The 26,417-nt window shown below is 47.0% G+C and carries 24 protein-coding genes; 5 read left to right on the top strand and 19 right to left on the bottom strand.

The annotated features are described in order from the left end of the window. The first annotated feature begins 87 nt into the window (after nt 1–87). Both ETC05_RS02965 and ETC05_RS02960 read left to right on the top strand, forming a co-directional pair. Nucleotides 88–849, top strand: a complete 762-nt coding sequence (locus ETC05_RS02965; protein WP_171660336.1) for an IclR family transcriptional regulator — start codon at nt 88–90, stop codon at nt 847–849. Nucleotides 850–915: 66 nt separating this feature from the next. After that, the gene (locus ETC05_RS02960; RefSeq protein ID WP_171660335.1) at nt 916–1,683 is read left to right on the top strand and encodes an IclR family transcriptional regulator; all 768 of its coding nucleotides are present in this window, start codon (nt 916–918) and stop codon (nt 1,681–1,683) included. Between the two features lie 110 nt (nt 1,684–1,793). Here the strand turns inward: ETC05_RS02960 and ETC05_RS02955 are convergent, their stop codons facing one another. From ETC05_RS02955 to ETC05_RS02885, 15 genes are all read right to left on the bottom strand, one after another. Then, on the bottom strand, nt 1,794–3,254 hold the full coding sequence (locus ETC05_RS02955; protein ID WP_031409953.1) for an aldehyde dehydrogenase family protein: 1,461 nt from the start codon (nt 3,252–3,254) through the stop codon (nt 1,794–1,796). 218 nt (nt 3,255–3,472) lie between these two features. Then, the gene (locus ETC05_RS02950; RefSeq protein ID WP_171660408.1) at nt 3,473–4,861 is read right to left on the bottom strand and encodes an MFS transporter; all 1,389 of its coding nucleotides are present in this window, start codon (nt 4,859–4,861) and stop codon (nt 3,473–3,475) included. 100 nt (nt 4,862–4,961) lie between these two features. Further along, the gene (locus ETC05_RS02945) at nt 4,962–6,692 is read right to left on the bottom strand and encodes a thiamine pyrophosphate-requiring protein (protein WP_171660334.1); all 1,731 of its coding nucleotides are present in this window, start codon (nt 6,690–6,692) and stop codon (nt 4,962–4,964) included. A gap of 403 nt (nt 6,693–7,095) precedes the next feature. After that, nucleotides 7,096–7,806 (bottom strand): ABC transporter ATP-binding protein, encoded by a 711-nt coding sequence (locus ETC05_RS02940; protein WP_171660333.1) that lies wholly within the window; start codon nt 7,804–7,806, stop codon nt 7,096–7,098. Further along, entirely contained in the window at nt 7,799–8,554 is a 756-nt protein-coding gene (locus ETC05_RS02935; RefSeq protein ID WP_171660332.1) for an ABC transporter ATP-binding protein, read from the bottom strand. The genes ETC05_RS02940 and ETC05_RS02935 overlap by 8 nt, the downstream gene beginning before the upstream one ends. Further along, nucleotides 8,551–9,540: a branched-chain amino acid ABC transporter permease gene (locus tag ETC05_RS02930; RefSeq protein WP_171660331.1), complete on the bottom strand. Its 990-nt coding sequence runs from the start codon at nt 9,538–9,540 to the stop codon at nt 8,551–8,553. The genes ETC05_RS02935 and ETC05_RS02930 overlap by 4 nt, the downstream gene beginning before the upstream one ends. Nucleotide 9,541: 1 nt before the next feature. Next, complete coding sequence (locus ETC05_RS02925; protein ID WP_031409965.1) at nt 9,542–10,402, bottom strand: branched-chain amino acid ABC transporter permease; 861 nt, start codon at nt 10,400–10,402, stop codon at nt 9,542–9,544. 88 nt (nt 10,403–10,490) lie between these two features. Next, nucleotides 10,491–11,723, bottom strand: coding sequence for an ABC transporter substrate-binding protein (locus ETC05_RS02920; RefSeq protein ID WP_171660330.1), 1,233 nt, complete (start codon nt 11,721–11,723; stop codon nt 10,491–10,493). Nucleotides 11,724–11,960: 237 nt separating this feature from the next. Next, nucleotides 11,961–12,815 carry a DODA-type extradiol aromatic ring-opening family dioxygenase gene (locus tag ETC05_RS02915; protein WP_031409969.1) on the bottom strand — a complete coding sequence of 285 codons (855 nt, stop codon included), beginning with the start codon at nt 12,813–12,815 and terminating at the stop codon, nt 11,961–11,963. A 25-nt stretch (nt 12,816–12,840) separates the two neighbouring features. Next, on the bottom strand, nt 12,841–13,038 hold the full coding sequence (locus tag ETC05_RS02910) for a 4-oxalocrotonate tautomerase (protein ID WP_222427768.1): 198 nt from the start codon (nt 13,036–13,038) through the stop codon (nt 12,841–12,843). A 7-nt stretch (nt 13,039–13,045) separates the two neighbouring features. Then, nucleotides 13,046–13,831, bottom strand: coding sequence for a 2-keto-4-pentenoate hydratase (locus tag ETC05_RS02905; protein WP_031409973.1), 786 nt, complete (start codon nt 13,829–13,831; stop codon nt 13,046–13,048). Then, nucleotides 13,828–14,859 carry a 4-hydroxy-2-oxovalerate aldolase gene (gene dmpG / locus ETC05_RS02900; RefSeq protein WP_171660329.1) on the bottom strand — a complete coding sequence of 344 codons (1,032 nt, stop codon included), beginning with the start codon at nt 14,857–14,859 and terminating at the stop codon, nt 13,828–13,830. Before dmpG ends, ETC05_RS02905 begins: the two co-directional genes overlap by 4 nt. After that, complete coding sequence (locus ETC05_RS02895; protein ID WP_171660328.1) at nt 14,856–15,755, bottom strand: acetaldehyde dehydrogenase (acetylating); 900 nt, start codon at nt 15,753–15,755, stop codon at nt 14,856–14,858. The genes dmpG and ETC05_RS02895 overlap by 4 nt, the downstream gene beginning before the upstream one ends. Nucleotides 15,756–15,772: 17 nt before the next feature. After that, complete coding sequence (locus tag ETC05_RS02890; RefSeq protein WP_171660327.1) at nt 15,773–16,558, bottom strand: 2-keto-4-pentenoate hydratase; 786 nt, start codon at nt 16,556–16,558, stop codon at nt 15,773–15,775. Between the two features lie 21 nt (nt 16,559–16,579). Further along, a complete protein-coding gene (locus ETC05_RS02885) occupies nt 16,580–18,055 on the bottom strand; it encodes an aldehyde dehydrogenase (RefSeq protein ID WP_144974096.1) in 1,476 nt (491 codons plus the stop codon). Nucleotides 18,056–18,284: 229 nt separating this feature from the next. Here ETC05_RS02885 and ETC05_RS02880 point away from each other — a divergent pair, with 229 nt between their 5' ends. After that, nucleotides 18,285–19,088: an IclR family transcriptional regulator gene (locus ETC05_RS02880; RefSeq protein WP_031409984.1), complete on the top strand. Its 804-nt coding sequence runs from the start codon at nt 18,285–18,287 to the stop codon at nt 19,086–19,088. A 21-nt stretch (nt 19,089–19,109) separates the two neighbouring features. Further along, the gene (locus tag ETC05_RS02875) at nt 19,110–20,048 is read left to right on the top strand and encodes an amidohydrolase family protein (protein WP_171660326.1); all 939 of its coding nucleotides are present in this window, start codon (nt 19,110–19,112) and stop codon (nt 20,046–20,048) included. 250 nt (nt 20,049–20,298) lie between these two features. Here the strand turns inward: ETC05_RS02875 and ETC05_RS02870 are convergent, their stop codons facing one another. The 3 genes from ETC05_RS02870 to ETC05_RS02860 all read right to left on the bottom strand — a co-directional run bounded on the left by ETC05_RS02870 (nt 20,299) and on the right by ETC05_RS02860 (nt 24,063). Next, nucleotides 20,299–21,162 carry a fumarylacetoacetate hydrolase family protein gene (locus ETC05_RS02870; protein ID WP_171660406.1) on the bottom strand — a complete coding sequence of 288 codons (864 nt, stop codon included), beginning with the start codon at nt 21,160–21,162 and terminating at the stop codon, nt 20,299–20,301. A 22-nt stretch (nt 21,163–21,184) separates the two neighbouring features. Continuing rightward, entirely contained in the window at nt 21,185–22,729 is a 1,545-nt protein-coding gene (locus ETC05_RS02865) for a class I adenylate-forming enzyme family protein (protein WP_171660407.1), read from the bottom strand. Between the two features lie 239 nt (nt 22,730–22,968). After that, nucleotides 22,969–24,063 (bottom strand): cupin domain-containing protein, encoded by a 1,095-nt coding sequence (locus tag ETC05_RS02860; RefSeq protein ID WP_171660405.1) that lies wholly within the window; start codon nt 24,061–24,063, stop codon nt 22,969–22,971. A 214-nt stretch (nt 24,064–24,277) separates the two neighbouring features. On the opposite strand from ETC05_RS02860, the gene ETC05_RS02855 reads away from it, so the two are divergent. Further along, complete coding sequence (locus tag ETC05_RS02855; RefSeq protein ID WP_031409994.1) at nt 24,278–25,060, top strand: IclR family transcriptional regulator; 783 nt, start codon at nt 24,278–24,280, stop codon at nt 25,058–25,060. 170 nt (nt 25,061–25,230) lie between these two features. On the opposite strand, the gene ETC05_RS02850 is transcribed toward ETC05_RS02855, so the two are convergent. Beyond that, nucleotides 25,231–26,409 (bottom strand): acetyl-CoA C-acetyltransferase, encoded by a 1,179-nt coding sequence (locus ETC05_RS02850; RefSeq protein ID WP_031409996.1) that lies wholly within the window; start codon nt 26,407–26,409, stop codon nt 25,231–25,233. Nucleotides 26,410–26,417 lie beyond the last annotated feature (8 nt).

Genomic DNA, 26,417 nt, shown 5'->3' with positions numbered 1-26,417 from the left:
CATATAAAAGTTTTGTATTTCTCTATACGAAACATCGCAAGATTTTTTGAAAACGATTTCTTTTGAGCGAAGGAGGAGGGGAAACTCATGGGAGTGCGCAAAACTCGAACGTCTTTTTCGTCGTTAGAAAATGCGTTGAGACTGCTGCAGCTGTTTTCGATGGATGAAACAGAACTTAGCATCATCGATATTTCCGAGAGGCTGAATATCAGCAAAAGCGCCGCCCACCGGCTGCTGCAAACGTTAAAAAGCGAGGGATTTGTCAAAAAAGACGCGAAAACGAATCTATATTCCCTCGGTGCTTCTTTACTAGCAATGAGAAAAATCATTCATTCCCGCTTTCCGATTTGCCAGACTGCTCTTCCTTTCTTGCAAGAACTTGTTTCGGTATCAGGAGAAAGCGCACATATCGCCACGCTGCACGGTGCTGATGTCATTTATTTGCACAAAGTAGAATGTGATCATCCGGTTCGCCTTCTTTCTTACGTAGGCAAAAAAAATCCAGCGTTTTGCACAAGCACCGGTCAAGCCATTCTTGCTTATCAGCCGAGGGAAACGATCGACCGCATCATCGCCCGTGGACTTCCTTCGTTTACACCAAGAACGATCACCTCGCCATCGGCGCTTCGTGAAAAATTAACGCAAGTAAAACAACAAGGCTATGCCATCAGCAAAGAAGAACTTCATGAAGGGGTGACGTCAATCAGTGCTCCCATTCGTCACCGTAACGGTGAGGTGCGCTACTCTGTTTCCATCGCCGGACCAATCCAACGCATCAATGACCGTTCCATCCCTCATCTCGTACAGCTTGTCATGCAAACAGCCCATGCGATTTCTGCCAAACTGTAAAAACGATCCATCGAACTTATAGAACAAGCACAGATGTGATGAAAAAACAAAAGGAGGATCCTTACTTTGGAAAAAGCGACTGATACTCTTTCCTCTGTAAAAAACGGGATGCGCATTTTGCGTTTATTTTCTGTTGAAACGTCGGAACTAGGCGTTACGGAGATGGCTCAACGACTCGGGCTGCACAAGACGACCGTACATCGATTAGCCACGCTATTAGAAAAAGAAGGATTTCTTGAACAAAATAAAAAAACTCGCAAATACCGCCTTGGCCTTTCCATTTTGCATTTAAGCGGAGTGGTTGATTTGCATACCGAAATATTTCAAGACGCCGTTCCGATCCTGGAATCTTTGATGAAAGAGGCTAATGAAGCTGTTCATTTATCTGTATTGGAAGACGATCGAATTGTTTACCTGTACAAAATAGAATGCCCGCACCCAGTGCGCCTGCTCTCTCATATCGGCCGAAGCAACCCGTGTACGTGCACAAGCTCGGGTAAAGTCATTCTAGCATTCAGTCCGAAATCGATAGTAGAAAGCATTCTCCGCCGCGGGTTGCCAAAATACGGACCGAACTCGGTGACCGACCAAAACGAGTTTATCCGCCAGTTAGCAGCCATCCGCCAGCAAGGGTACGCCGTCTGCATCGATGAACTCCATGAAGGAGCGACAAGCATCGCCGCCCCTATTCGCGACTATTCCGGTGAAGTCGTCGCCGCCGTCAGCATCGTCGGGCCAAATCAGCGGATTACTCAAGCAAACATTCTCCGTTTGGTTCAGCTCGCTTGCCAAGCCGCCCGCGACATTTCATTGCTGCTTGGATATTATGAATAAAGCTTTCTCTAACCAAGTGCAACCAATGACGAAAAAGATGGACTTCTTCCATATTATTACAAAAAGCCTGGAAGATCCGACTAAACCTGATCTCCCAGGCTTTCCCTTAATTAAAATGGATACGTTCTTGCCTTCGTCTGCACGGACACCCATTTCACTGTCGTAAATTCATCGACCACCCACGGATTTCCAAAACGGCCTAAGCCGCTTGCTTTATTGCCGCCAAACGGAATGTTTGGAGCGTCATTAACCGTCTGATCGTTAATGTGTGTCATTCCGCTGTCAATTTGCAACGCCCACTCTTTTCCTTTTTCAATATCACCCGTAAAAATAGCGGAACTGAGTCCGTATTCCGTTTGGTTAGCAATGGAGATTGCCTCTTCGTCTGTTTTCGCTTTAATCACCACCGCAATGGGGGCAAACAGTTCTGTTTGGGCGAGCTTGCTTGCTGGATCGACATCAACAAACACATATGGGGTCAACACATTGCCGATCCGCTTTCCTTCCAAGGCCACTCGGACTCCTTCCCGCTTGGCTTCTTCAATCATCTGCAGCGCCTTTTGCATTTGCTTTTCGTTGATGATTGGCCCAATCACGGTGCTTGGGTCGCGCGGATCGCCGCACGGAAGCGCAGCCGCCCTTTGCACGAACTTCTCGACGAATTCGTTATATTTGCTTTCATGGACAATAATGCGGTTGATGATCATGCAAATTTGTCCTTGATGAATAAACTTGCCAAAAATCGCTGCATTCACTGCTTGATCTACATCCGCATCGGATAAAACAACAAACGGACTATTTCCCCCTAATTCCAATGCCACTCGTTTTAACTGTCTGCCGGCAATCTCACCAATTCGTCTGCCTACCGTCGTCGACCCGGTAAAACTGATAAGGCGTGAATGTGGATTGGTCAACATCTCATCGCCAATCTCATCAATGTCGGTTAACAAAACGTTCAATACCCCTTTCGGCAGCCCAGCGTACTCAAACGCTCGAGCAATCACCACACCCCCGACGAGTCCAACTTGAATATCGGGTTTATGCACGACGGTATTGCCCAAGGCAATCGCAGGAACAATCGTGCGCAGCGATAAATTTAACGGGAAGTTAAATGGAGAAATGGAAGCAATCACCCCTAACGGCAACCGATAAATGTAGTTGACTTTCCCCTCTATGTTAGAAGGCACCTCTTTTACAGCTCCAACCTCATCAACATAATGTAGCGCCTCTTCCAAAAGCTCAAGCGCCAAATGAAACTCCACGTTCGCTTTCAGCAGTGTTCCGCCTGTTTCGCGGACAATCAAGTCGACGATCTCCTCACGATTTGCTTGCAAATAGGCCATCGCTTTGTGCAACACTTCTTTTCGTTGGCCCGCTGAAGAACGCCCCCACTCCTTTTGCGCTTCGCTCGCCGCTTCAAATGCCCGATGAAGCTGTTCTGCTGTAGCCAACGGGATAGAGGCAATAACCGATCGATCATACGGATTCAAAATATCATAGGTACGGCCGCTTTCTCCTTCCACCCATTCTCCATTAATAAAGCTTTTGTTCCATTGTTCGTACCGTTCCATCTTCTTTCACTCCCTCTATCATGTTTATAAATCTAATAATTTTAATTTCTTTCAATAATATATAAGTTGTAATAAAGAATTTCCGATCTCCATGCCTCGTCTTTATCACCTGACAAGCTGGCACGGTAACAAGAAGATCGAACAATGCCATGTAAAACAAAATTGCAACTTATATAGATAACGCTTTCAACCGTGAGACCACAAGCGGATCCTCTACCTCATAGAGTTATATTATTTGTTTCGGACACCCGAGAGGGTAGTTGTTTCAAATGACTGGAATTGCCCACATTATCAAAACTCCCAAATCTCTCCTGAACGCAAAGTAAGGCGAGAGCACCTATTATACTTGGAACTGCGAAAACCATAAATGTTTTTTGTGGCGCAAGTCCTACCGCTAAAATTAAGGCGATCAACGTAGGAGCTACGACAGCACCAATTCTGCCAACCCCTAACGCCCATCCGATTCCTGTAGCCCTTGCTTCCTTAGGATAATACTCTGAGATATAAGGATTGGCTAAATTTTGTGTGCCGACTGTGCATGCTCCCCCCATAGCTACAAGTACGTATAACATAAACAGATTTGAAGTCGCTCCCAAAATCACGAAACATACTGCCCCTAATATATACATCGAAACTAATACTTTTCTATGACCGAGCTTTCCCGCTAAGAAACCACCGATCAACGAACCAGCAACTTGACCTATACATAGAACTATATTGAATACCAATCCCGATGAAAGACCATAACCAGACTGTTGCATAATTTTCGGAAGCCATGTATTTAAGCCGTATACCATTAATAAACAACTAAATACAGCGATCCAAAAGGCAAAGGTGCTAATGGCCCGTTGTTTTTCAAACAACTTTTTGACTGGAAATCCCTTGGACTCATTTTGAATCTCTTCAAAACAATAATCATCTTCTTCCGTATAATCACCAAGGGGATTTATACGATTTAAGATGCTACTCAGTTTCTTGGTTTGTCTTTTCAAAATGTAAAATGAAAGAGATTCTGGGAACTGTTTTAGGAGAAACGGAAGAACCAGCAGCGGAAACCCACCGACCCAATACAGAATTCTCCATCCTACTTCCGGAACTGCATATATTCCTAGCAACGATACTAGGATCCCACCGATAGAGTATCCACAGTACATTGTGGCGACAATAATCGCCCTGTTCGCCTTCGGGGAGTACTCTGTCATTAAAGAAATAGCATTAGCTGGTAACCCACCAATTCCTAATGCAGCAATAAAGCGCATAATAGTAAAAGCAATAGGACTATCAATTACTCCACCTAGAAATGTAAAGATACTGAATATGGTCATACATATGATCAACACTTTTTTTCTTCCTATTTTGTCTGCTAAAGGAGCAAATACTAACGCACCGATTATCATTCCGATCAGTGAATAGCTTCCTATAGCGCCGGCCTGAACCACTGTCAAATTCCATTCTTTCATGAGTAAAGGCAAGCTTACTCCATATAAAGCAATGTCATATCCATCAAAAGTAATTGCAAAAAAACACCATAGATAGACCATAAGGTGAAATTTATTAAACTTACTAGTCGCCGCAACTTCCAATGCATTGACCTGACGCATCTTGATCCCCCTAATAACTTTAATATTCGCGCGACTGCAAAAAGCCAACCTACTTGGACAGGTTAGAAGTATATTACCTCCTTTACGACCGAAGCTTCTCATAATGTTACCACTCTTCTTGGACAGTAGGAAGATGAACGTCCAATACAGCCGCTCTCCCCTCTTCCAATGCCCTTAACCCACTCTGTAAGGCATCTTTCAGTTCATCAGGGCTTTTAACAGTCCTAGCGTAAGCTCCTCCGGCTGCCTCTGCGATTTTTGCCAGGTCTGCAGATGGCTCAAAACTCACCCAAAATTCATTTATTTTTCGTGCTGCCCCGTTCGGATGCACGCCTAATGTGGATAATTTAGGAGATTTCCATCCTTTGTTGTTGTATATAACAGTCAAAAATGGAGTTTGATATCTTCTAGCCATCCAGTGAACAGTAGAAGGGATGCTAAATAAATAGCTTCCATCTCCTGTTAAGTTAATAACCTTCTTATGCGGCAAGGCCAATTTTACTCCTATGCTAGCTCCACCGTTCCATCCTAGTGAGCCTGCACCACTTCCGATAATAGATCCAGGCTTTGTCGCTCCAATATGTCTATATATCGTTTCATAATTAGAGATTCCTTCATTAACGATAATCGTGTTATCATCAACAAGTTCCCTAATGCACGCAGTTAAATACTCAGGGGTAATGATGCCCTCCCTATACGACTCTTTTTCTTTCCATTCCTTTCGTTGCTCGTGATGAATCCGCTCGACCCACTTATATCTTTTCTGTACTGCATCCCAATTTACAGGAGTTTGCCGCAATAACCCATTTAGTTGTTTCAATGCTGTAAAGGAGTCCGCCCTAAAAAAGTGCTGAGAGGGAATGTACCATAATGGCATCTGTTCTTTAAGAGGATCTACGTCAATATAGTAAATTTTACAATATTCTGGCGGCTTATTTTTTATAGGAATCCACGGTACATCGCTATCTAAGACTAGTATAACGTCTGCTTTAGTTAATAACATATTTTGGTCTTGTGAGTTCCATAAATAACCACAGTGCATAGGATGATTGCTTGGAAAGTTCATGTAATTAGGAACCGATTCAATAACCGGTATGGACAAGCGATCACTTAGCTCTACAAGTTCATCAACCGCTTTAGCATTTCTCCCCAAATAGGACGTTATAATTAACGGGTTATCTGCGTTTACCAAACTGCTCACAATTTCCCTTGCCCCTTCCTCAGGGAGGGCGGATGGCCGAATCGGCTCCCACAACGCTGGATTAACTGTAACTCTACCAGTTTCTTCTTCCATTACCTCCCGAGGTCCAACTAAATATACTGGACCTTTTGGATCACTTTGGGCAATCTGTAACGCCCGATGCACCAATTGCTTTACATTTTTTCCTGATCGAATTTCGTTATTGTACTTAACGTATCCCCTTACTATCCCTCTTTGATCAAAGACATCCTGTATCCAATGGATAAACTCGTTTCTACTTCCCACCATTTCTCCTTCCTGCGTGAAAGGAGAAGCGCCAGCAAAAATGAGTACAGGGATTCTCCCTTTTGCCGCATTATGGATAGCTCCGCCAAGATTTTGTGTACCACATTCAACATGCACGAGAACTGCCTGAGGCTTTCCAGTAACCTGCGCAAATCCATGCGCTGCACTGAGTGCTACCATTTCATGTGGACAAGTGATCACTTTAGGAAGCTCGATCCCCTTCTGACTAGCCTCTGCTAGACCTTCTATAATCGCAGGATGATCGCTACCTAAGTTACAAAAGATATAGGATACACCAGCTTCTTGCAGAGCCTCTAAAAAAGCGGTGCCGGTAGTATATTTATCGAACACTTTCTCCCCCCCTTTTTTTCACTAGCTCCCTTTCCCCTCTTCTCGTGACAGTTTATTATTCCCTATATTCGCCATAGCTCACCTCAAGCGAACATTAAACCCCTCCCCCCAATTATTAAATTAACTTTTATTTTAAATATTAAAAATATTATTAATATTATTTTAATACATAAATTGTTTCGCATGGAAACCTTGCATTCCTCTATATGAAATAAAACTAGAAATCGTATGGCTACTCTTGATTAGGAAACGATGCTGTGGGAATCTCTCATCCCGTAATAGCAGCTTTATCAATTTCTTTGGATAATACCTAACAAGTCTGAAAGATGATCCTTTTCCTTCAAACTCAACATTAAGTTGGATGTGCATACTGTGGCAATCATCAGTTTTTGATCAAAAATGTCTAACTCGAAACCCCTAGATACTTATGCCTGACATCTTCATTGGCCATCAATTCATTCGGCGAACCGCTCCATACAATTTTCCCTTTATTCATGACCAAAATTTCATCTGCTGTTTTGCAGGCGAGGGCGATATTTTGCTCCACAATCAAAATCGACAACCCCGCTTCTTTCAACTGAACGATAATCTCCCCAACCTGGTCAATAATGATCGGCGCCAGCCCTTCAGACGGTTCATCCATTAACAAAAGCTCGGGATTGGTCATCAGCGCTCGCCCAATCGCCAGCATTTGCTGCTGGCCGCCTGACAACTGCGTGCCTAAGTTGTTCTCCCGTTCCTTTAAGACAGGAAACAACTGATAAACATTCTCCAGCTCCCAATGGCCGTGTCCTTCCTGCTCTCGTTTCCGCGCCGGCATCGTCAAATTTTCTTTTACCGTCAACGACGGAAAGATTCTCCTCCCCTGCGGCACAAACCCGATGCCAAGGCGAGAAATTTGATGGGGAGGAAGCGACTCAATCGATCGATCTTTGAACCGAATGCTTCCTTGTCTTGCCTTATGCAACCCGACAATTGTATGAATGGTAGTCGTTTTTCCTGCTCCGTTCCGTCCAAGCAAAGCGACGCATTTTCCTTTTGGAACAGAAAAGCTGACTCCCTGAAGAATGTAACTCGTTCCATAGTACGAGTGAACATCTTGGAGCTCAAGCATATTGTTTCGCTCCTCCTCCAAAGTAAATTTCTTTGACCATCTCATTGTTTCTGATCTCATCTGGGGAGCCGCTTAACACCACTTCCCCATGGTGCAGAACTGTGATGCGGTCCGCAATGGCAAAGACAACGTCCATATCGTGTTCAATAATCACCAGCGCTATAGAGCGAGGCATCTTTTGAATCATTGCCGCTGTCTGCGCCGTTTCCGCCGGCGACATTCCTGATGTCGGTTCGTCGAGCAAAAGAACCTTCGGATTGCTGGCCATGGCCAATAATACTTCAAGCAATCGCTGCTCCCCATAAGAAAGATGTTTTACCTTTACATGACGACGACTGAAAATTTCCCACTGTTCCAAAATATCATTGGTTTCCTTGCGTATGTCCGACCGGGCAGTCAGTGGTAAAAAAATATCGTACCGATACACTTTTTTTGCTGCAAGCGCCAAATGAATATTTTCTTCCACTGTCAAGTCGCCAAATAAGTTGTTTTTTTGGAACGTCCTTGACATACCTAAATGGACAAGATGATGGGCAGGAAGTTTGCTGATCTCTTTTCCGTCCAAATACACAGCACCGGTGTCAATAGGCAGGATGTTCGTTATGCAATGGAAAAGCGTCGTTTTCCCAGCACCGTTCGGTCCAATGATGACATGGCGCTCCCCGTGGTTCACCTCCAAAGAAACATCGCGCAGCACTTGCAACGTTTTAAACGACTTGCTAATGTTTTCTACTCTAAGCAAGCTCAATGGACAGCCTCCCCCTTTTTTACCGGCTGTTGCGAAACCGCCTCACCGGTCCGTTTGCGTGAAACCAAAAGACGCCTTCCGTTTTGCAGCCAATGAATAAGCCCTCCTTTTCCAGCAAGAACAAGAGCGACAAGCAATACTCCCATGATCATCGGCCATCTTTCGGTATACGTGCTCATAAAGTTTTGCAAGTAAATAAAGATGCTGGCGCCAAGTGCTGGCCCAAGCAACGTGCCTACTCCGCCGATAATCGCCATCACCATCACTTGCCCAGAAAACATCCAGCTGGACAAATCCGGCGAAACGAATACATTAAAATAGGCATAGAGCGCACCGGCCAGTCCTGCCAATGATCCAGACAATGTATAAACAAGCAGTTTGTAAGCTCGAACGTTATGACCGAGAGCGCTCATTCGCGCCTCATTTTCCATCACACCTCTCGTAATCCTTCCTGCTGGTGATTCAACAAACAGGTGCAAAAGAAAGTAAGAAATGACAAAAGCGAGTCCCATGACATAATAGAGACCATTCGGAGATACAATTTCTCCAAACCCAAAATTCATGACAGCGGAAACGGACATTCCGTCTGCCCCGCCTGTCCAAGTCTTTAATTGCCAAAACAAAACATACAACAATTGTCCAAAAGCGAGAGTAATCATTAAAAAGTAAAACTTGGACGTACGAATAAACACAACTCCGGTGACTAAGGCAATAAGCCCTGAAATGACCACAGCCAGCAGAAGCAACAAATATGTATTTGCTACGTGCTGACCGATAACGGCCACTGTATAAGCACCAATGCCAAAAAAACCGGCGTGCCCAAGCGACACCATTCCTGCATAGCCCATGATCAACCCAAGGCTCATCGCAAAAATGGCCATAATGTAGATCTCCGTTGCCAAGTTGATCCCGAAATCTGACAAAACGAGCGGCATAGCAAAAACAAGAGCAATCAACAACACAGCACCAAACAACAACTTTTTCACTCTATACCACCTCTCTTCCAAACAACCCTTGCGGTCGAACGATAAGAACCATCATCATGATGAGGAACACGATCAACATAGACAAAGAGGGGAACCATACTTTTCCAAAGGTTTCAATCACTCCGACTGCAATCGCACCAATAAACGAGCCCTTCCATGACCCCAGTCCGCCAATGACGACGACAATAAGGGACGTGACAAGAATTTCATTGTCCATGCCCGTATACATGCCGATCAACGGCCCGCCCAATACGCCGCTTAATCCTGCCAGCGCCGCTCCAAAAGCAAACACTCCAGTAAACACAAGTCCAACATTAACACCAAGTGCGCTAACCATGGCACGGTCGTCCACACCCGCGCGGATAATCGCTCCGATACGTGTTTTCGTTTCCAAGTACCATAGCAACCAAGCCAATAAACACCCAACCAAAACAACGAACAGCCGATACACCGGAAACTCCGTGCTTCCAATGGATAATGACCCACTCAACAAATCCGGTGTTGGAAGCGTATGCATTTCCGTGCCCCATATCCATTCAACAGTATCGGCAATGATAAAACTTAACCCGAAGGTCAGCAACACTTGTTCAAGCTCTTTGCCATATACAGGCTTAATCAGCCATTTTTCCAGCACTAATCCCAATACAGCAGTCAGAAAAACAGCTAGAAGCAAAGAAATCCAAAAGCTTAGTTCATCATTGATAAACGTAAACGCAATATAAGCGCCAAGCATAAACAGCGTTCCGTGAGCAAGATTCACAACATTCATGACCCCAAGGATAATCGTCAAACCAGCGGCAATCATGAAATAGAGCATCCCATAGGCTACTCCTGTGAGCAACTGTGCTAGAATGGCAGACACCTCTCATCCCACCTTTTTTTCTAAATTTTCAGTTCTAGTGCTAATTTTTTAGGAAGGAGGAGACGACCATCTCCTCCTTGCTGGTGAATTAAAATGGTGAGTCCTCGGGCATCTTGACATTCTCTACGGTCTCCATGATTTGGGGAACGATGGCACCGTCTTTTAAAACATTTTTTGAAATATAGAAATTTTGAACTGGGTTATGTGTTGCCGGATCGATCGTAATTTTACCACGCGGGCTATCGAGAGAAATGCCTTTCAAGACTTTAATCAAATCCTGAGAGTTTAAACTTCCAGCTTTATTTATCGCTTGATCAATCGCTGCCGCTGAGTCGTATCCTTGGACGGCAAAAATATTTGGCAATTTTCCATATTTCTCTTTATAAGCTTCAACAAATTGTTTATTTTGTTCGTTGTCTAAGTACGGTGAATAGTTAATCCCAGCGATGATGCCTTCAGCCGCTTCCCCAGTAGGCTGAGTTAAAAGCTCATCCCCAAACTCCAGAGGACCTGTCAACGGAATCTTCCCTTTCAAACCAAATTCTTTATACTGAGTAATAAACCGAATGCCGTCGCTTCCAGTAAAGAACGCGTAAATGAAATCCGGTTTTTCCGCTGACGCCTGCTGAAGATACGGGGCGAAATCGTTCGTGTTCAACTTCGGATAAATTTCTTTCAAAACTTTTCCACCCGCTGCTTCAAAGGTAACCTTGAACGCCCGAAGCACTTCCTTCCCAGCTGGGTAGTCCGGAGCAAGGATAACGGCTTTTTTGCCGACTTGTTCTGCTAAATATTTCGCGGTGCTGCTACCGTTTTGCCAGTTCGAGAATGAGACACGGTAGACGTAATCGCTCTTTTTGCTCCACGAAAGATCATCACCAGCAGCGTTGGCATCGATTAGCACTTTTTTGTCCTTTTCGACTTCATCACGCAAGGCATACGCAACCGCTGAAGAAATCGGTCCTACAAGGATATCAGCTTTTTCACCATGAACTAATTGCCGATATTTACGCAAAGCCACCTGTGGGTTCGCTTCATCATCTTCCACCTTCATTTCAACCTTCTTTCCACCAAGCATCCCGTTATGCTGTTCTAAATACAGTTGAAAACCGTTGATGATCCCTTCGGATAGAGGAGCAAACGTACCGGTTTGCGAAAGAATAAAACCGATTTTGACCGATCCCCCTGAACCTCCTCCATTGCCCTTATCTGAACCGGATCCACTCGATGTGTTACTTTGCGCACATCCCGCCGTCATGAGCAAGGCGGCCATCACCATCATCCCCATTGCCCGTTTCCAAAACCCTTTCGTTTTCCTCATTCTTCTCGCCTCCTTTGGTTATTAAAGCGTTTTCATTTTTTGTAAGGTGAATCAATCACCAATCAAGAAAATGAAAACCCATCCCCAGCGCATGCCACGGAATATATTGTAAATATTTAAAAGATTACAACTATTATATTAATGCAAAAGTTGTTGCGTATGAAAGCGCTGTACTCCTCTATATGAAACAAAACTAAAAGCAATGTTTTTTCAGCAGGAAATCAAATGAAACAACTTTCACGAGTGCTGTGCAGTCTGTTGCGGAACGTACAACGTCTTGTATTGGACAGGGGCAGGTTCGAACGTCATTACCACATTCCCACTGCCGGATGATTGGCCATACCCATAATAACGGCTGTGATAGTTTTCTTGAATGACACCAAGCAAGGCGGCCAAGTGGCGGCCTCCGGATTCAACACCGGCTGCTCGCGCGTATTGCGGAAGCATGTTCCAAGCGGCTCGCACACGATTGTTTTGTAAATATTGCAAAAATTCTCGGTCCAACGCCTGCTCGGCCAATGTCGGTAGCGCCTCGGGTCGCCGAACGAGGTTATGCGCTAACGCACCGCTACATACAAACATCGTCTTTTTCTTGCTTTCACGCAACACTTTGCCGATCACTTGTCCCCACGTATACGTTTCTTCCAAGTTGGCTGCCCACGTCACCGATAGACTAATAACAGCGATATCCTCATTTGGCACTAAGTAGCGAAGAGGAACGACCGTCCCGTAATCCCAAATGTAGGTTGGATCGTTGACTTCAACGACCCGAAGCCCTGCTTCTTTCCCCACCTTCACAAGTTGTTTACCAAGCTCTTCATCCCCTGGATAATCGTAAGGGACATCAGCAATCAAATCCGGACATTCTACAGCGGTCAATATCCCCTTATGTCTTGGGGTGGCATCAACGAAATGGTCGAAACTTGACATCCAATGGCACGAGATCAAAACAAGGGTATCCGGTTTGACTTGCTCGACGATTTTCGCCACTTCGTGCATTCCTTTGACGAGTTCATGTTGAAACTCAGGAGTGCGATCCTCAAAACACATTCGCGGCGTATGCGGAACAAGCATGGCTAACTCCAAACTCATCGTGATTTTTCCTCCTCTTCCATTTTCATTGTTTATCGGACATTGGGATGCCGGCGACACCCCAATGAGATTTTGGCACTTCTGACACGATGACCCGCACATTTTCCTTTGGCGAGCCTAAAACAGTGCTGATTGTATCAGTTACTTCGCGAATGACTCCTTGAATCTTTTCTTCCGGCCTTCCTTCGAGCAAATAGATATGAACAATCGGCATGCGGATCATCCTTTCCTTAATCTGTCGCTCGGAACGAAACCGTTCCTAATTGATCGAACTGGGCAAACACGACATCCCCTGCCACAAAGCGGACAGCTTCCGTCATCGCTCCAGCTAAAATGATTTCCCCAGCTTTCAGTCCTTCCCCTTTTCTGGACAGCATGTTAGCCAGCATGGCAATCGCGTTAGCTGGATGCCCCAACACCGCCGCACCAGCACCGAACGCCTTTCCTTCACCATTGATTGATAAACTCACTCCAAGCAAGTCGAGTTCAAGGGCGCTTGGAGAAACAAGGCGGCTTCCGAATACGACTCGGGATGAGGAAGCGTTGTCGGCAATCACATCCATCAGCGTAAATTGAAAGTTAGTATAGCGGCTATCAATAATTTCTAAAACCGGGATGATATACTGCGTTGCCTCTAAAATGTCTGCCGCGTCAATATTCGGCCCTTTAACATCTTCTTTTAAAATGAAGGCGATTTCCGCTTCCACCTTCGGATGGATCAGCTCATTCATGGCCACCGTCCCCCCGTTAGAGACGACCATATAATCGAACACATATCCGTAGATCGGCTCGTTCACCCCCATTTGCGCCATTTTCGCGGCGCTCGTCAATCCCATTTTTGGGCCGATGATGCGATAGCCGTTCTCCCGTTTCATCGCCACGAGCCGCTCTTGAACAGCATACGCCTCCTCAACCGTCATGTTTGGATATTGAACAGTTAGGCGAACAATTTCTCTCTTCTCATATTCAGCATTCAGAAGCTCCACAGCGAGTTTTCCATAGTCAAGAGAGGTCATCGCCACTCTTCCTCCCCGACAGTAGCCTTTTGGCGTGCCATTTCAGCAGCGACATCGACAATCATATCTTCTTGACCGCCAACAACCTTTCGACGGCCAAGTTCGATTAAAATATCGCGGACATCGATGCCAAACATTCGAGCGGCCCGTTGCGCGTGAAGAAGGAAGCTTGAATAAACACCCGCATATCCGAGAGTCAAACTGTCGCGCGTAATCTCCTGAGCTTTTGGCAAGATCGGTGCCACAAGCTGCTCGGCCAAATCCATCATTTTATACAAATCAATGCCGGTCGGAATGCCCATCCGATCCAACACCGCAACAAGCACTTCCGTCTGCGTGTTCCCAGCGCCAGCCCCTAAACAGCGAACACTGCCGTCAACGCGCGTCGCTCCTTCCTCGATCGCGGCTAATGTATTGGCCATCGCCAATGACAAATTGTTATGAGCGTGGAAACCAACCTCAATTCCAAGACTTTCCCTTAATGCACGAACGCGCTCTTTCACTTCATGCGGCAAGAGGGCGCCGGCTGAATCTACGACATAGACGACATCCGCTCCGTAGCTTTCCATAAGCTGCGCTTGATGGACAAGCACCTCCACAGGCGCCATATGCGACATCATTAAAAACCCGGCTGTTTCCATTCCAAGCTCCTTCGCTGCGGAAATATGTTGGGCTGAAATATCTGCCTCGGTCACATGAGTGGCGACGCGTACCATTTTCGCTCCTAAGCGAGCGGCCTGTTTCAATTCCTTAACCGTTCCGATGCCAGGAAGAAGAAGCACTGCAATTTTGGCCTGCCGACAAACTGCCACAGCTGTTTCAATCAGTGCAAATTCATCGGTACGCGACAATCCATACTGCAGCGAAGACCCGCCCAAACCATCTCCGTGCGATACTTCAATATACGGAACGTTCGCTTCATCGAGCGCTTTGGCGATCATGGCCACTTGCTCCGTTGTATATTGGTGGGCGATGGCGTGGCTGCCGTCACGCAATGCCACTTCTGTAATCGTAATTGCTCGCTTCATCGTTTTCCCTCCTCAGCCAACAACTTCGACAGTCGATGTTTCGCGACTTCTTCCGCCACTTTCACCGCAGCGGCGGTCATAATATCCAAGTTTCCGGCATACTTCGGTAAATAATCGCCCGCTCCTTCGACTTCAATCATCACCGTCACCTTATTCCCTTCAATGATCGGACTTGTGCGCAACCGATAGCCGGGAACGTACGAACGAATGGTTTCTACCATTTCCTCGATCGAATCGCAAATTTCGCGCGCCGCTGCTTTATTTCCTTCCACAAGTGCATAAATCGTATTTCTCATCAAAATGGGTGGCTCAGCCGGGTTGAGAATAATGATGGCTTTTCCGCGCTTTGCCCCACCGATTTTTTCAATCCCTCGAGCAGTCGTTGCTGTAAATTCATCAATGTTCGCTCTTGTCCCTGGCCCTGCGCTTTTGCTTGAAATCGTCGCGACAATTTCAGCGTAAGCGACCGGTTGGACGCGTCCAATGGCATGAACGATCGGAATCGTCGCCTGTCCACCACATGTGATGAAGTTAATGTTGGTTTCTTCTAAATGGTCCGTTATATTAACAGGCGGCACAACAAACGGTCCAACGGCCGCCGGCGTCAAATCAAAGACGACCCTCCCGATCCGCTTCAACAGCTTTGCATGACGGATGTGCGCTTTCGCCGACGTCGCATCAAAGACGAAATCCGCCCATTCCGGGTGTTCTAAAAACGTTTGAATGCCGCTGTCAATGACGCGATACCCTTTCTCCCGCGCCAGACGCAACCCTTCCGACTGCGGATCGATCCCAATTACTGTCGTCAACCGCAACACATCCGAACGCTCAAGCTTCAACATCAAGTCAGTTCCGATATTTCCAGAACCAAGAATCGCTACATTGATCTTCTCCACAGTCTCTCCTCCCTTACTTATGGCGCAAACTCGACCCGCACTTCCCCCAAATGGGCGAAGCGAGCGAAAAACACATCGCCGGGCTCGACGCTCACCGCTGCCGACAAAGCGCCGGATAAAATCACTTCTCCTGCTTTCAACTCTTTTCCATATTCATGGAGCTTGTTTGCCAGCCAAGCGACACAAAGCGCAGGATGTCCGAGCGCTGCGGCCCCAACGCCCGTATTGGTCAACTTCCCGTTTCGATAAAGAGCCATGCCGATTTGCGAAATATCAACGGCATGAACAGGCAACCGTTTTTCCCCCAAAACATAAAGTCCCGATGAAGCGTTATCGGCGATTGTATCCTCAAGACAGATATTCCAATCGGCAATGCGGCTGTCAACGATCTCCAGCGCCGGGACGATATAATCCGTCGCCAGTAGCACATCAATGACAGTCACGCGCGGGCCAACTAAGTCACGTTTTAAGACAAACGCAATTTCCGCTTCCACCTTTGGCTGCAACACCTGCTCCCACGAAACAACCCCACCGTTTTCCACCGCCATATCATCAAGCAAATGGCCATAATCCGGCTGGTCAACCCTCAACAACTGCTGCATCGCCTTAGAGGTCAATCCGATTTTCTTGCCGACAATCTGACGCCCTTCCTTTACTTTTTGTTCAACTGTCCTTAATTGAATTTGATAGGCGTCATACACGGTTAGCGCCGAATCGAGTGTCGTCAAGGGAGAGAGAGGACGTCTCTCCCTCTCAGCAGCCAGCAGTAACTTGGCATAATCGTTCCACTTCCTCACCATCATCACCTCCTTCGGTCATCGCGGCTAAAGCTTAATGCAAATATTCGTCAACTCTGTATAAAACTCAAAGCTATGCATGCCTCCTTCACGCCCAATGCCGCTTTGTTTCATGCCACCAAACGGTGTGCGCAAATCCCGCAAAAACCATGTATTTACCCAAACGATTCCGGCTTCAATACGCGCCGCCACCCGGTGAGCCCGACGCAAATCGTTCGTCCAAATCGTCGCGCTCAATCCATAGTGGGTGTCGTTCGCTTGGGCGATCACCTCCTCTTCTTCGTCAAACGGCATGACCGTCACCACCGGGCCGAACACTTCTTCCCGGACGATGCGGCAATTTCGGTTGACACCGACAATAATGGTCGGTTCAAGGTAATATCCTTGAGCCAGGCCATCCGGTCGCTTACCTCCTGTTAGAATACGACCACCTTCCTCCTTTGCTAGCTCGATGTAGCTCATCACCCGTTCGTAATGCTCTTCGCTAATGAGTGCGCCGACATTGGTTTTCGGGTCAAACGGATCGCCGACAACAAGTTCTCTCGTTTTCGCTACAAATTTTTGCAAAAATTGTTCATAAACCGGCCGTTCTACATAAATTCTTGATCCGCAGAGACACACTTCTCCTTGGTTCATAAAACTCGATTTCAACGTTGTCTCGATCGCTTCGTCCAAATCTGCATCGGCGAAAATGATGTTCGGATTTTTCCCCCCCAACTCGTAAGACAGCTTTTTTAACGATTTCGCCGCTGCCGCCATAATGACTTTCCCTGTTGTTGTCTCTCCGGTGAACGTAATAGCGTCAACATCCGGATGCTCGCTCAACGCAGCCCCTGCTGAGTTCGGGCCAAATCCATGGACAACATTCACCACGCCATCCGGCACCCCGGCTTCTTTGCAAATTTCCGCCAATACAGTTGCAGTGAGCGGCGTCCATTCCGCCGGCTTGATGACGGCTGTATTCCCACCGGCCAAACACGGGGCGAGCTTCCATGTCAACAACAGCAATGGCAAATTCCACGGATTGATCAACCCGACGACCCCAACAGGCCGACGGATCGAATAGTTGATAGCTACCTCATCGGTTTGATACGCTTCCGTGCCAACCGAACGCAAGTAGTCGGCGAAAAAATGGAAATTATACGCTGCACGCGGAATATCCAACGTGAGGGAGAGCGAATATGGCTTTCCTGTATCAAGCGACTCGAGGCGAGCCAATTCCTCTTTGCGCTCTAAAATGAGATCACCGATACGCCGCAAAACTGCGATCCGCTCCCCTGTCGTCATCCGCTTCCATGGACCATCCAACGCTCTTCTTGCAGCGGCTACGGCCAAGTCAATCTCTTCTTTTCCTCCTTCACAGACAGTGCCGATCACTTCCCCCGTAGCGGGATTGATATTTGGAAACACCTTTCCGCTTTTTGAAGGCAAAAACCTCCCATTGATGAAATGTTGACAGTCAAACGCTTTCACTTTCTCACTGATCATTGCTTCTGTTTGCATTCAATGTCTCCTCCCTTGTCAGAAAGCATCGAAATCAAAGAATTTAGAATCTTTTGTCCCCATCATAATGATTTGTTGTACCGTATACAACACTAATGTTCTTTTATATGAAACAATAAAAAATTTTTTATTTTTATTCTTTGTGATATTTTCAAAAATCATGTTCCCTATGTTATGATATAAGAAATATTGTTCTTTTATATGAAACTCTAAAAAGGAGCTGCATTCGATGGCACGCAATACAGAAGACTACTTGCTTTCATCCGTCAAAAACGCTCTCCGCATTTTGCGTAGCTTCTCACTGGATGAACCGGAGAAAAAAGTGACCGAATTAGCCTCTTCCCTTGGATTATCAAAAAGCACTGTCAGTCGTCTTCTTCACACATTAGCCAGCGAAGGATTCGTCACGAAAGATCCGGAAACGCAAAAATATCGGCTTGGCTTGACCATTTTGCAACTAAACACGGTGCTGACATCCCATTTAGAAATCAACCGAGAAGCGCAACCGATACTGGAAAGGTTGGTCGACGACTTGCGGGAAACAGCGCATCTTGCCATGCTTGATGACCAGAGTGTGATTTACATTCACCGAGTGGAAAGCCGGCAACCTGTTCAAGCTCTTTCACACATTGGTCGAAGAAACCCTCTCCATTGCACCAGCTCAGGCAAAGTGCTGCTCGCTCATCAAAAAGATGAGGATATTGAAGCATACATCGAGCAAGGATTGACGCAGTTTACGCTGAATACGATGACCGACCCCCACGTGCTGCGCGAGGCATTGTATGCCATTCGCCGCCAAGGTTACGCCGTTAGTATCGAGGAACTCCGTGAAGGGGTCGCTTCCATCGCAGCGCCGATCCGCGACTACACCGGAAAAGTCTCCTACGCACTCAGCGTGATCGGGCCGATTCACCGTTTTCATCCATACGATCCTACGGTCATCGCCAAAGTAAAACGCGCAGCAAGTGAGATTTCGGAAAAAATCGGCTATTGGCCGTCGTCACCGCCAACGAAACAGCCGACGATACCATGATGTAGAAAGGAGAAGAAAACGATGGAAAAACGTTTTGATGTCCATACGCACTTCATTCCACCGGAAGTAATGCAGTGGCTGAGAGAAGAACAAACCCACATTCCTGTTCATTGGGATGACGCGGAAAAAATGTTGACTATCAACCATCAGTGGGGATTTCGCCTAAAGGAGGAATTCATCGATCTCCATGCTTACCTCGAGGCGCAACGGCGGGCGGACGTTTTCCATTCACTCCTCTCTCCCATTCCGCAGCTGTTTTTATACAACGTGGAAGCCGCCATCACCAATGAGCTGGCACGCCTTTACAACGATGCGCTGTGCCGATTGGCGTCAAACTACCCTGATCGTCTGTCGGCTTTGGCGACAGTGCCGCTCAATCATCCGGAACAAGCAGCCTTGGAATTGCGCCGGGCCATGAAAAACGGCTTAAAAGGGGCAATTATCGGCCCATCTGTCGAACAGAAGCTCCTCACCGACGATTCATTCATCCCATTTTGGGAAGAAGCGGATGCGCTAGACGCCATTCTATTTATTCATCCGCTTCTTTGCGACGACCCACGCCTGAAAGGCCGGCGAATGACAAATTTGATTGGCGTCCCTTGGGAAACGACCGTTTGCGCTGCCGATTTGCTGCTTGGCGGCTGGCTCGACCGCTACCCGCACGTCCGCATTTTATTGGCCCATGGCGGCGGCTTTCTTCCCTATCAAATCGGACGGTTGCAGAAAGGGTATGACGTATGGCACCCAGTGGCGTCTTCACTGCAAGCTCCGCCGCTCGACTATTTGCGCCGTTTTTGGTTCGACACCGTTGTTTGGGATCATCGCGTGCTGCAGCTATTGCTCGACCTCGTCGGCCAAGATCGGGTGCTTCCGGGCTCAGATTTTCCGTTCGATTTATCACAATGGCCGCCTGTGCAGTCAAGCCTTGAAGCCGTTCAGGCTTTCTTAGGCTTGCCATAAAGGAAAACAAGCAAAAAGGGGACGAATGTTCTTTGTCGTCCCCTTTGCCTCGTCTACATTACCATTTTAAAACAATATTGTTCATTGTCCATGCCTAAATCAATGACCACGCCTAAAAATGTCTACTAAATGCGGCAACATAGTTAACGTTCGATCAATGTAAGAAACAACCCAGCCTAAAAAGAGCATTAGCCATATGGTATGGTACCGCTGCCAACCTTTCTCCATAAACCATTCCTCCCTCCCTCGTTTACCGCAATACAGCCGTATTAGAGGCTAAGGCAACATGAACGGAGTATCCTCCGATTCCCTCAATTTCCATATGGATGACATCCCCATCATGAATCGGCCCAACGCCATCCGGTGTTCCTGTCGTAATGACATCGCCCGGTTCAAGTGTCATAATGTGCGAATAAATTTCCACCAACTCGGCGACAGAACAGATCATTTCCTTTGTGTTGACCTGCTGCCGAACCTCTCCATTGACTGTCAGCACCATATTGACGTTGTTAGGGTCGGCAATTTCCTCTTTCGTCACGATCCACGGCCCCATCGGTGTGAACGTATCAAATGACTTGCGCAAACACCGTTCCTCGTGGTGCGTTTCATCCGGACGCATCGTGACATCGATCAACCCGGTGTAGCCAAATATATAATCGTAGGCGTTTTCCGCTTTGACATTTTTTGCTGTTTTTCCGATAACAAATGCGAATTCCAGCTCATGGTCGAAACGACGGTTCGGATCCGGCAAAACAATCGTGTCGCCGGGCCCGATAATGGAAGAAGGCGCTTTCAAGAAAAAGCCTAGCCCTCTTGCCGTATGCTCCACTTTCATTTCCTTTTGGTGGGACACGTAGTTAACAGGAGCCGCAACGATTTTCCCCGGCTTTTTCACCGGCTGGCGCAGCCGAACATCCGCTAACGCATAAGCCGGACATTCGTATAAATGGTTTTCAATTTGCGGATAATAGGTGTCAAACTCGGCAACCAGCTGTGTCATTGGACAGAAACCAACCCCTTGATGCAGACGGCCGAACAGTCGGCTTCCAATCTCATAAATGACATCATCCACAATGACCCCAAGCTGAAAGTCATTAAACAGCGCTAGTTTCATATAGTTCATTCACTCCTTTTTCCTACTGGACTCCCGTCTGCGCGTATTGCTTGCGCAACATTCCTTTGCTCACCTTTCCTGATGCTGTCGTCGGCAGCTCGTCAATGATTTTTAAATATTCAGGTAGCTTATATTTTGCCATGCCCGCCTTAAGCAAATATTGCTGCATGTCCTTGAGTGAAAATGTCGTTCCTTCTTTCAAGGACACAATCGCACAGCCGCGCTCTCCAAGCCGTTCGTCGGGAACGGCGATCACCGCTGCTTGGCGAATATGCGGATGCGAGAGCAAGACTTCCTCAATTTCCGCGGCATGTACTTTCAACCCACCGCGATTGATAATGTCTTTTTTTCGGCTGACATAGTGGAGATAGCCTTTCTCATCTTTCCACCCTAAATCTCCAGTGAGAAAAAAGCCGTCTTTGGTCATAAATTGTTGAGTCGCAGCTTCGTTTTTATAATATCCTTTGAAGAGCGAACGACCTCGAAAACCGATCTCTCCTACTTGCCCGTTCGGCAACGGTTGCTGATTCTCATCAAAAATGCCGATTTCCCCTGTTGGGCACGGCCGGCCGACCGTATCGGAAGCGAGATAAGGCTCATCATTCGGCCGCGTAAATGATCCCGCTCCAATTTCCGTCATCCCCCACTGAGCAGCGACGCTACAACGGAAACGCTGACGGAACGATTCGACCATCCAAGACGGAATTTTTGTTCCCCCGGTTAAGACAAGACGCAGTGTTGAGGGATATTCTTTTGTTTCATCCGTTCCTTTTAATATATCAATCAAATGGGTAGGTGCAGCTACACAAAAGGTTACTCCGTGCTGGCTGAACGCATCTAAAACGTGCTCAACTGAAAATTGCGATAGCATGACTTGAGCAGCACCGTTATAAAGGCTCATTAAAATCATTGGTAAAGAAAACATATGGCTCATTGGGGTCAAACAAAGAACAACGTCATCATCCGTCAGCCCGTACTCCCGCCCATTGTACAAATGGGCGGGAATAAATGTCTCATACGTATGGATGACTGCTTTTGGATCAGACTCCGTTCCCGAGGTAAACATCATGATCATTGGATCATCTGGCGAAATCCTGTCGTCATTCACTGAAAGCCCGTTACCTGTCAACAACGACTCGAAACTATAGTGATCAGGATGCTTTCTCTCCCCAACGATGATGATATGTTGCAACGTCGGAATCGTTTGCCGGAGCGATTCCATCATTTTCGCATGATTAAATCCTTTCCATTCGTCAATGGCAATGACCGCTTTAACATGGGCAAACGAAAACATAAACGACAGCTCTTTTTGTCGATACACTAAATTGATAGGTACCATAATGGCTCCAAGACGTGCCAAAGCTAAATGAGCTATCACAAATTCCCAGCTATTTGGTAACTGTACAGCCACGGCGTCACCTTTTTGCACACCTAAACCTCTCAACCGCTCCGCCAGCCGCAAAGATCGTTCGTTCACTTCCACAAAAGACAGTACATGCTCTCCATCAATCAGGGCGGTCTTCTCCCCATAACGGGTTGTCGCATGATCCACAATGTCTTGCACCATATTCGGTATTGGAACCTTCAACCGCACAACCCTCCTGTTTTTGATTGGCACATTACAGACAAAAATCGTCTTTATCATTTATTCATTTAAATCGCTAAGCAAGCCGCTTATCAAGCTCGTTTCTCAAATAGATAAGCCTTGTCACATCAGGATCGCCTTTCAAACGCTCCCCCATTGCTCAAGAGAAACAACCGTTTTTCACCAGCCTTCTAGGCACATCTTGAGAAAATGTGTATATACTAGACTTGGGAAAGTGGCTCGAACACATCAACGATAGATTGATAACCACCGTTTTTGTCATACTCCTCTTCTCTTTCCAAATCAAGCTTCTCCATAATCGGCAGATCATTAATGGAGAATAAATGAGCGTCTCCCTCTCCTGTATTGACATGCTCATGCCAACTCCAAGGCGGTAAAATGAAGAAATCACCTTTCGCCCATTCAAATTTGACACCGTTGATGATCGTGTATCCTTCACCGTCAAGAACGTGATACACGGCGCTGTGGACATGGCGATGCGCCTTCGTGTGCATACCAGGAGTTAATTTTTGCATTGTTGTCCCAATACGCAAATCTGCTGATCCCCCTGTCAATGGATTGATGTAATCGACCGCATAACCGTCATAGGGATCAGGATCAAGTTGGGATAAATTCTCAAGTACTTGTTTCGTTGTCTTCCATTTATAGGCGATCAACGGAGATGGGTAGCCTTTTCGCTTCCGGTCGGAAACCGGACGCAGCGCTCCCGTTGCATATTTGAACGTTGAACCGTTGTGAGGGGCGACAACCGGGAATACATCTTCGGAATACGGTTCAAAGAACGAACCAGCAAAATTTCTCACCAATCCGACGTCGAGACCATCCATCCAAATGACCGGTTCCGTTCCTTCGTGACCGTGATCATGCCACGTCCATGCCGGGGTCAAAATCAAATCCCCGCGCTCCATATATGTTCGTTCGCCATCGACAGCCGTATAAGCCCCTTCACCTTCAATAATGAATCGGATCGCCGATTGGCTATGGCGATGTGCGGGTGCCACTTCGCCCGGCAACAACAGTTGCACTCCAACATACAGCGTGTTGGTCGAATAACCGATTAGACCTCGTTTCAATAGCGATGGATTCTGCAAATAAACGACTCGCCGCTCGCTCTCTCTCCCTAAGCGAAGCAACTCTCCAGCCTCCAGCAAATGCTTGCGGATCGTCTCCCATTTCCACAAGTACGGAACAACTTCATGATCGGGCTCGGGCGTCACCATTTTACCGAGTTTTTCCCACAACGGACCTAAATACACTTTTTCCAACTCTTCATGAAGCCGCTCAAGCGCCCTCATTCTCGTATCCGCCATCATTCCCTCTCCTTCCAATTCATATAGTGAATTAACAATTCATTTTTACACTTTAAATAATATAACAAACCTAAATACTTGTCAAACTATTTAGAATATAAATAAAAAAATATTCAATCTTCCCTCCAGCCTGGGCATCAATCATCGCTTTATGTTACAATGATGGACAGAGGTAAAATCGCTGCAGAGGAGCGCAATCATGAGAAAGGTAAATGTGGAGACAATTCGTTCAGTGGAACGAGCGGTTCAAATCTTGAACTGTTTTAGTTTTGAACGTCCGAGCCTCCCTATCGAAGAGATCGTCGCGAAAACAAAATTAGCGAAAGCTACCGTCTACCGCCTGTTATGGACGCTCGAAACGCAAGGGCTGATCCATTACGACCAAAAAGAAAACGTATACCGTCTCGGTTATAAAATGCTGGAATACGGAGGAATCGTTCTCGAAAACCTAGATATGCGGCGCGAGGCGGAACCGTTTTTGCATGACTTGCAGGCGCAAACTGGCTACACCGTTTTGTTTGCGGTGCGCCAACAAGACAGCTTGCAATATGTCATCCGTCTCGACAGCGATGATGGCTTTCAGCCCCGCTCATACATTGGACGTCGGCGCGTTTTGCACTACGGGGCGCTTGGAACGACCATTATGGCATATTTGCCTGATGAAGAAACAAAGGCAATTCTCGAAAAATATCCATTAGAAGCTCATACGCCGAACACGATCGTGGATAAACATCAATTTCTCGAGCGTTTGCGTGTCATTCGCAAAAACGGATTTTTTGTCGACAGGGATGAAACATTTATCGGTTTTACAGCGGTTGCCGCACCCGTTTTTGATCGAACTGGCATCATCGGCGCTATCGGACTGGCTGGTGCCACATTTAAAATGGCCGAGACATTGCCTGAGCTGATCCGTCAAACGGTCGATACGGCCCGACATATATCGAAACGGCTTGGACATCTTCCCCATCCCCCCTCCGCATAAAAAGTGTCTTCTTTTCCACTTCATTAATGCGTTACGTTATATAAAATCAGGCGGTTTTTCCTGTTGGGCATGGAAAAACCGCCGTTACGACTCATTTGCCAATTACCTTCCATTGTAAAAATACCGTCCTTATAATTCTTTTGCGAGCTTACAAACTTTCTCTTAGCCTATTACAGTCTCTCCCAAATCGCAGCAATGCCTTGGCCGCCACCAATGCATAGCGAAGAAACGCCGTATTTCTTTCCTCTTCTTCCTAATTCATAAACGAGCGTCAATGTGAGGCGCGTTCCCGAGGCTGCCAACGGATGACCAAGCGCAACTGCGCCGCCATTGACGTTACCTTTGTCGTCGTCAAATCCCAGTTCTTTCTGGCAAGCCAAATATTGAGCTGAAAATGCTTCGTTGATTTCGATTAAGTCAAGGTCATTCATCGATAAATTCGCCTTGTCAAGCGCTTGGCGAATCGCCGGAACCGGGCCGATTCCCATGTACTGCGGCTCAACGCCGACGATTCCCCACGAAACGAGACGGGCGAGCGGCTTCAATCCACGCTTGGCGGCATAATCCTCCGAAGCGATAACGACTGCCGCAGCTCCATCGTTCATCCCACTGGCGTTTCCTGGGGTTACCACTCCATTTTCAAGGAAGCGCGGTTGAAGCGCCCTTAACTGTTCCAGACTTGTCTGGCGCGGATGCTCATCGGTGTCAACGACCGTTTCTCCCTTTTTTTCTCGCACGGTCACGGGGACAATTTCTTGGCGGAAATATCCGTTGGCCATCGCCGCAAGCGCCCGCTCATGGCTGCGGAGGGCATGTTGGTCGGCCTCTTCGCGCGTGATGTCATATTTTTTCGCTAAATTTTCTGCTGTTATCGCCATGCTACAACCACCAACGGTATCATACAGACCGTCCCACAACCAGTCTTCCACCGTCGGACTGCCTAATGGCGTTCCCCAGCGCATACCTCGGATGACGTGCGGCACTTGACTCATGTTTTCGGTGCCCCCCGCCAGCACCACTTCCGCTTCCCCGGTTAAAATGAGGCGTGCCCCCATGATAATCGTCTCGAGTCCTGTTCCACATAAACGATTTACCGTTACGGCGGGCACATCGATCGGCACCCCGGCCTTCAAGCCGACGTGGCGAGCGAGCAAGTGAGCATCGCGGCTTGACTGCTGAACATTACCAAATACGACATGATCGATTTCTTCCGGTTCAACGTTCGCCTTTTTTATCGCTTCCTTCGCTGCGATAGCTCCTAAATCGGTCGCGGAGATTTCACGAAACGAGCCGCAAAATTTGGCGAATGCAGTGCGTGCTCCTTCAAGCAGCACAATGTCTGTCCGCATATTCTTCC

The organism is Geobacillus sp. BMUD, assembly GCF_013096845.1.
GTDB classification, from domain to species: Bacteria; Bacillota; Bacilli; order Bacillales; family Anoxybacillaceae; genus Geobacillus; species Geobacillus vulcani.
The sequence above is the reverse complement of the archived record's forward strand: the minus strand, read 5'-3'. Positions and strand labels throughout refer to the sequence as shown.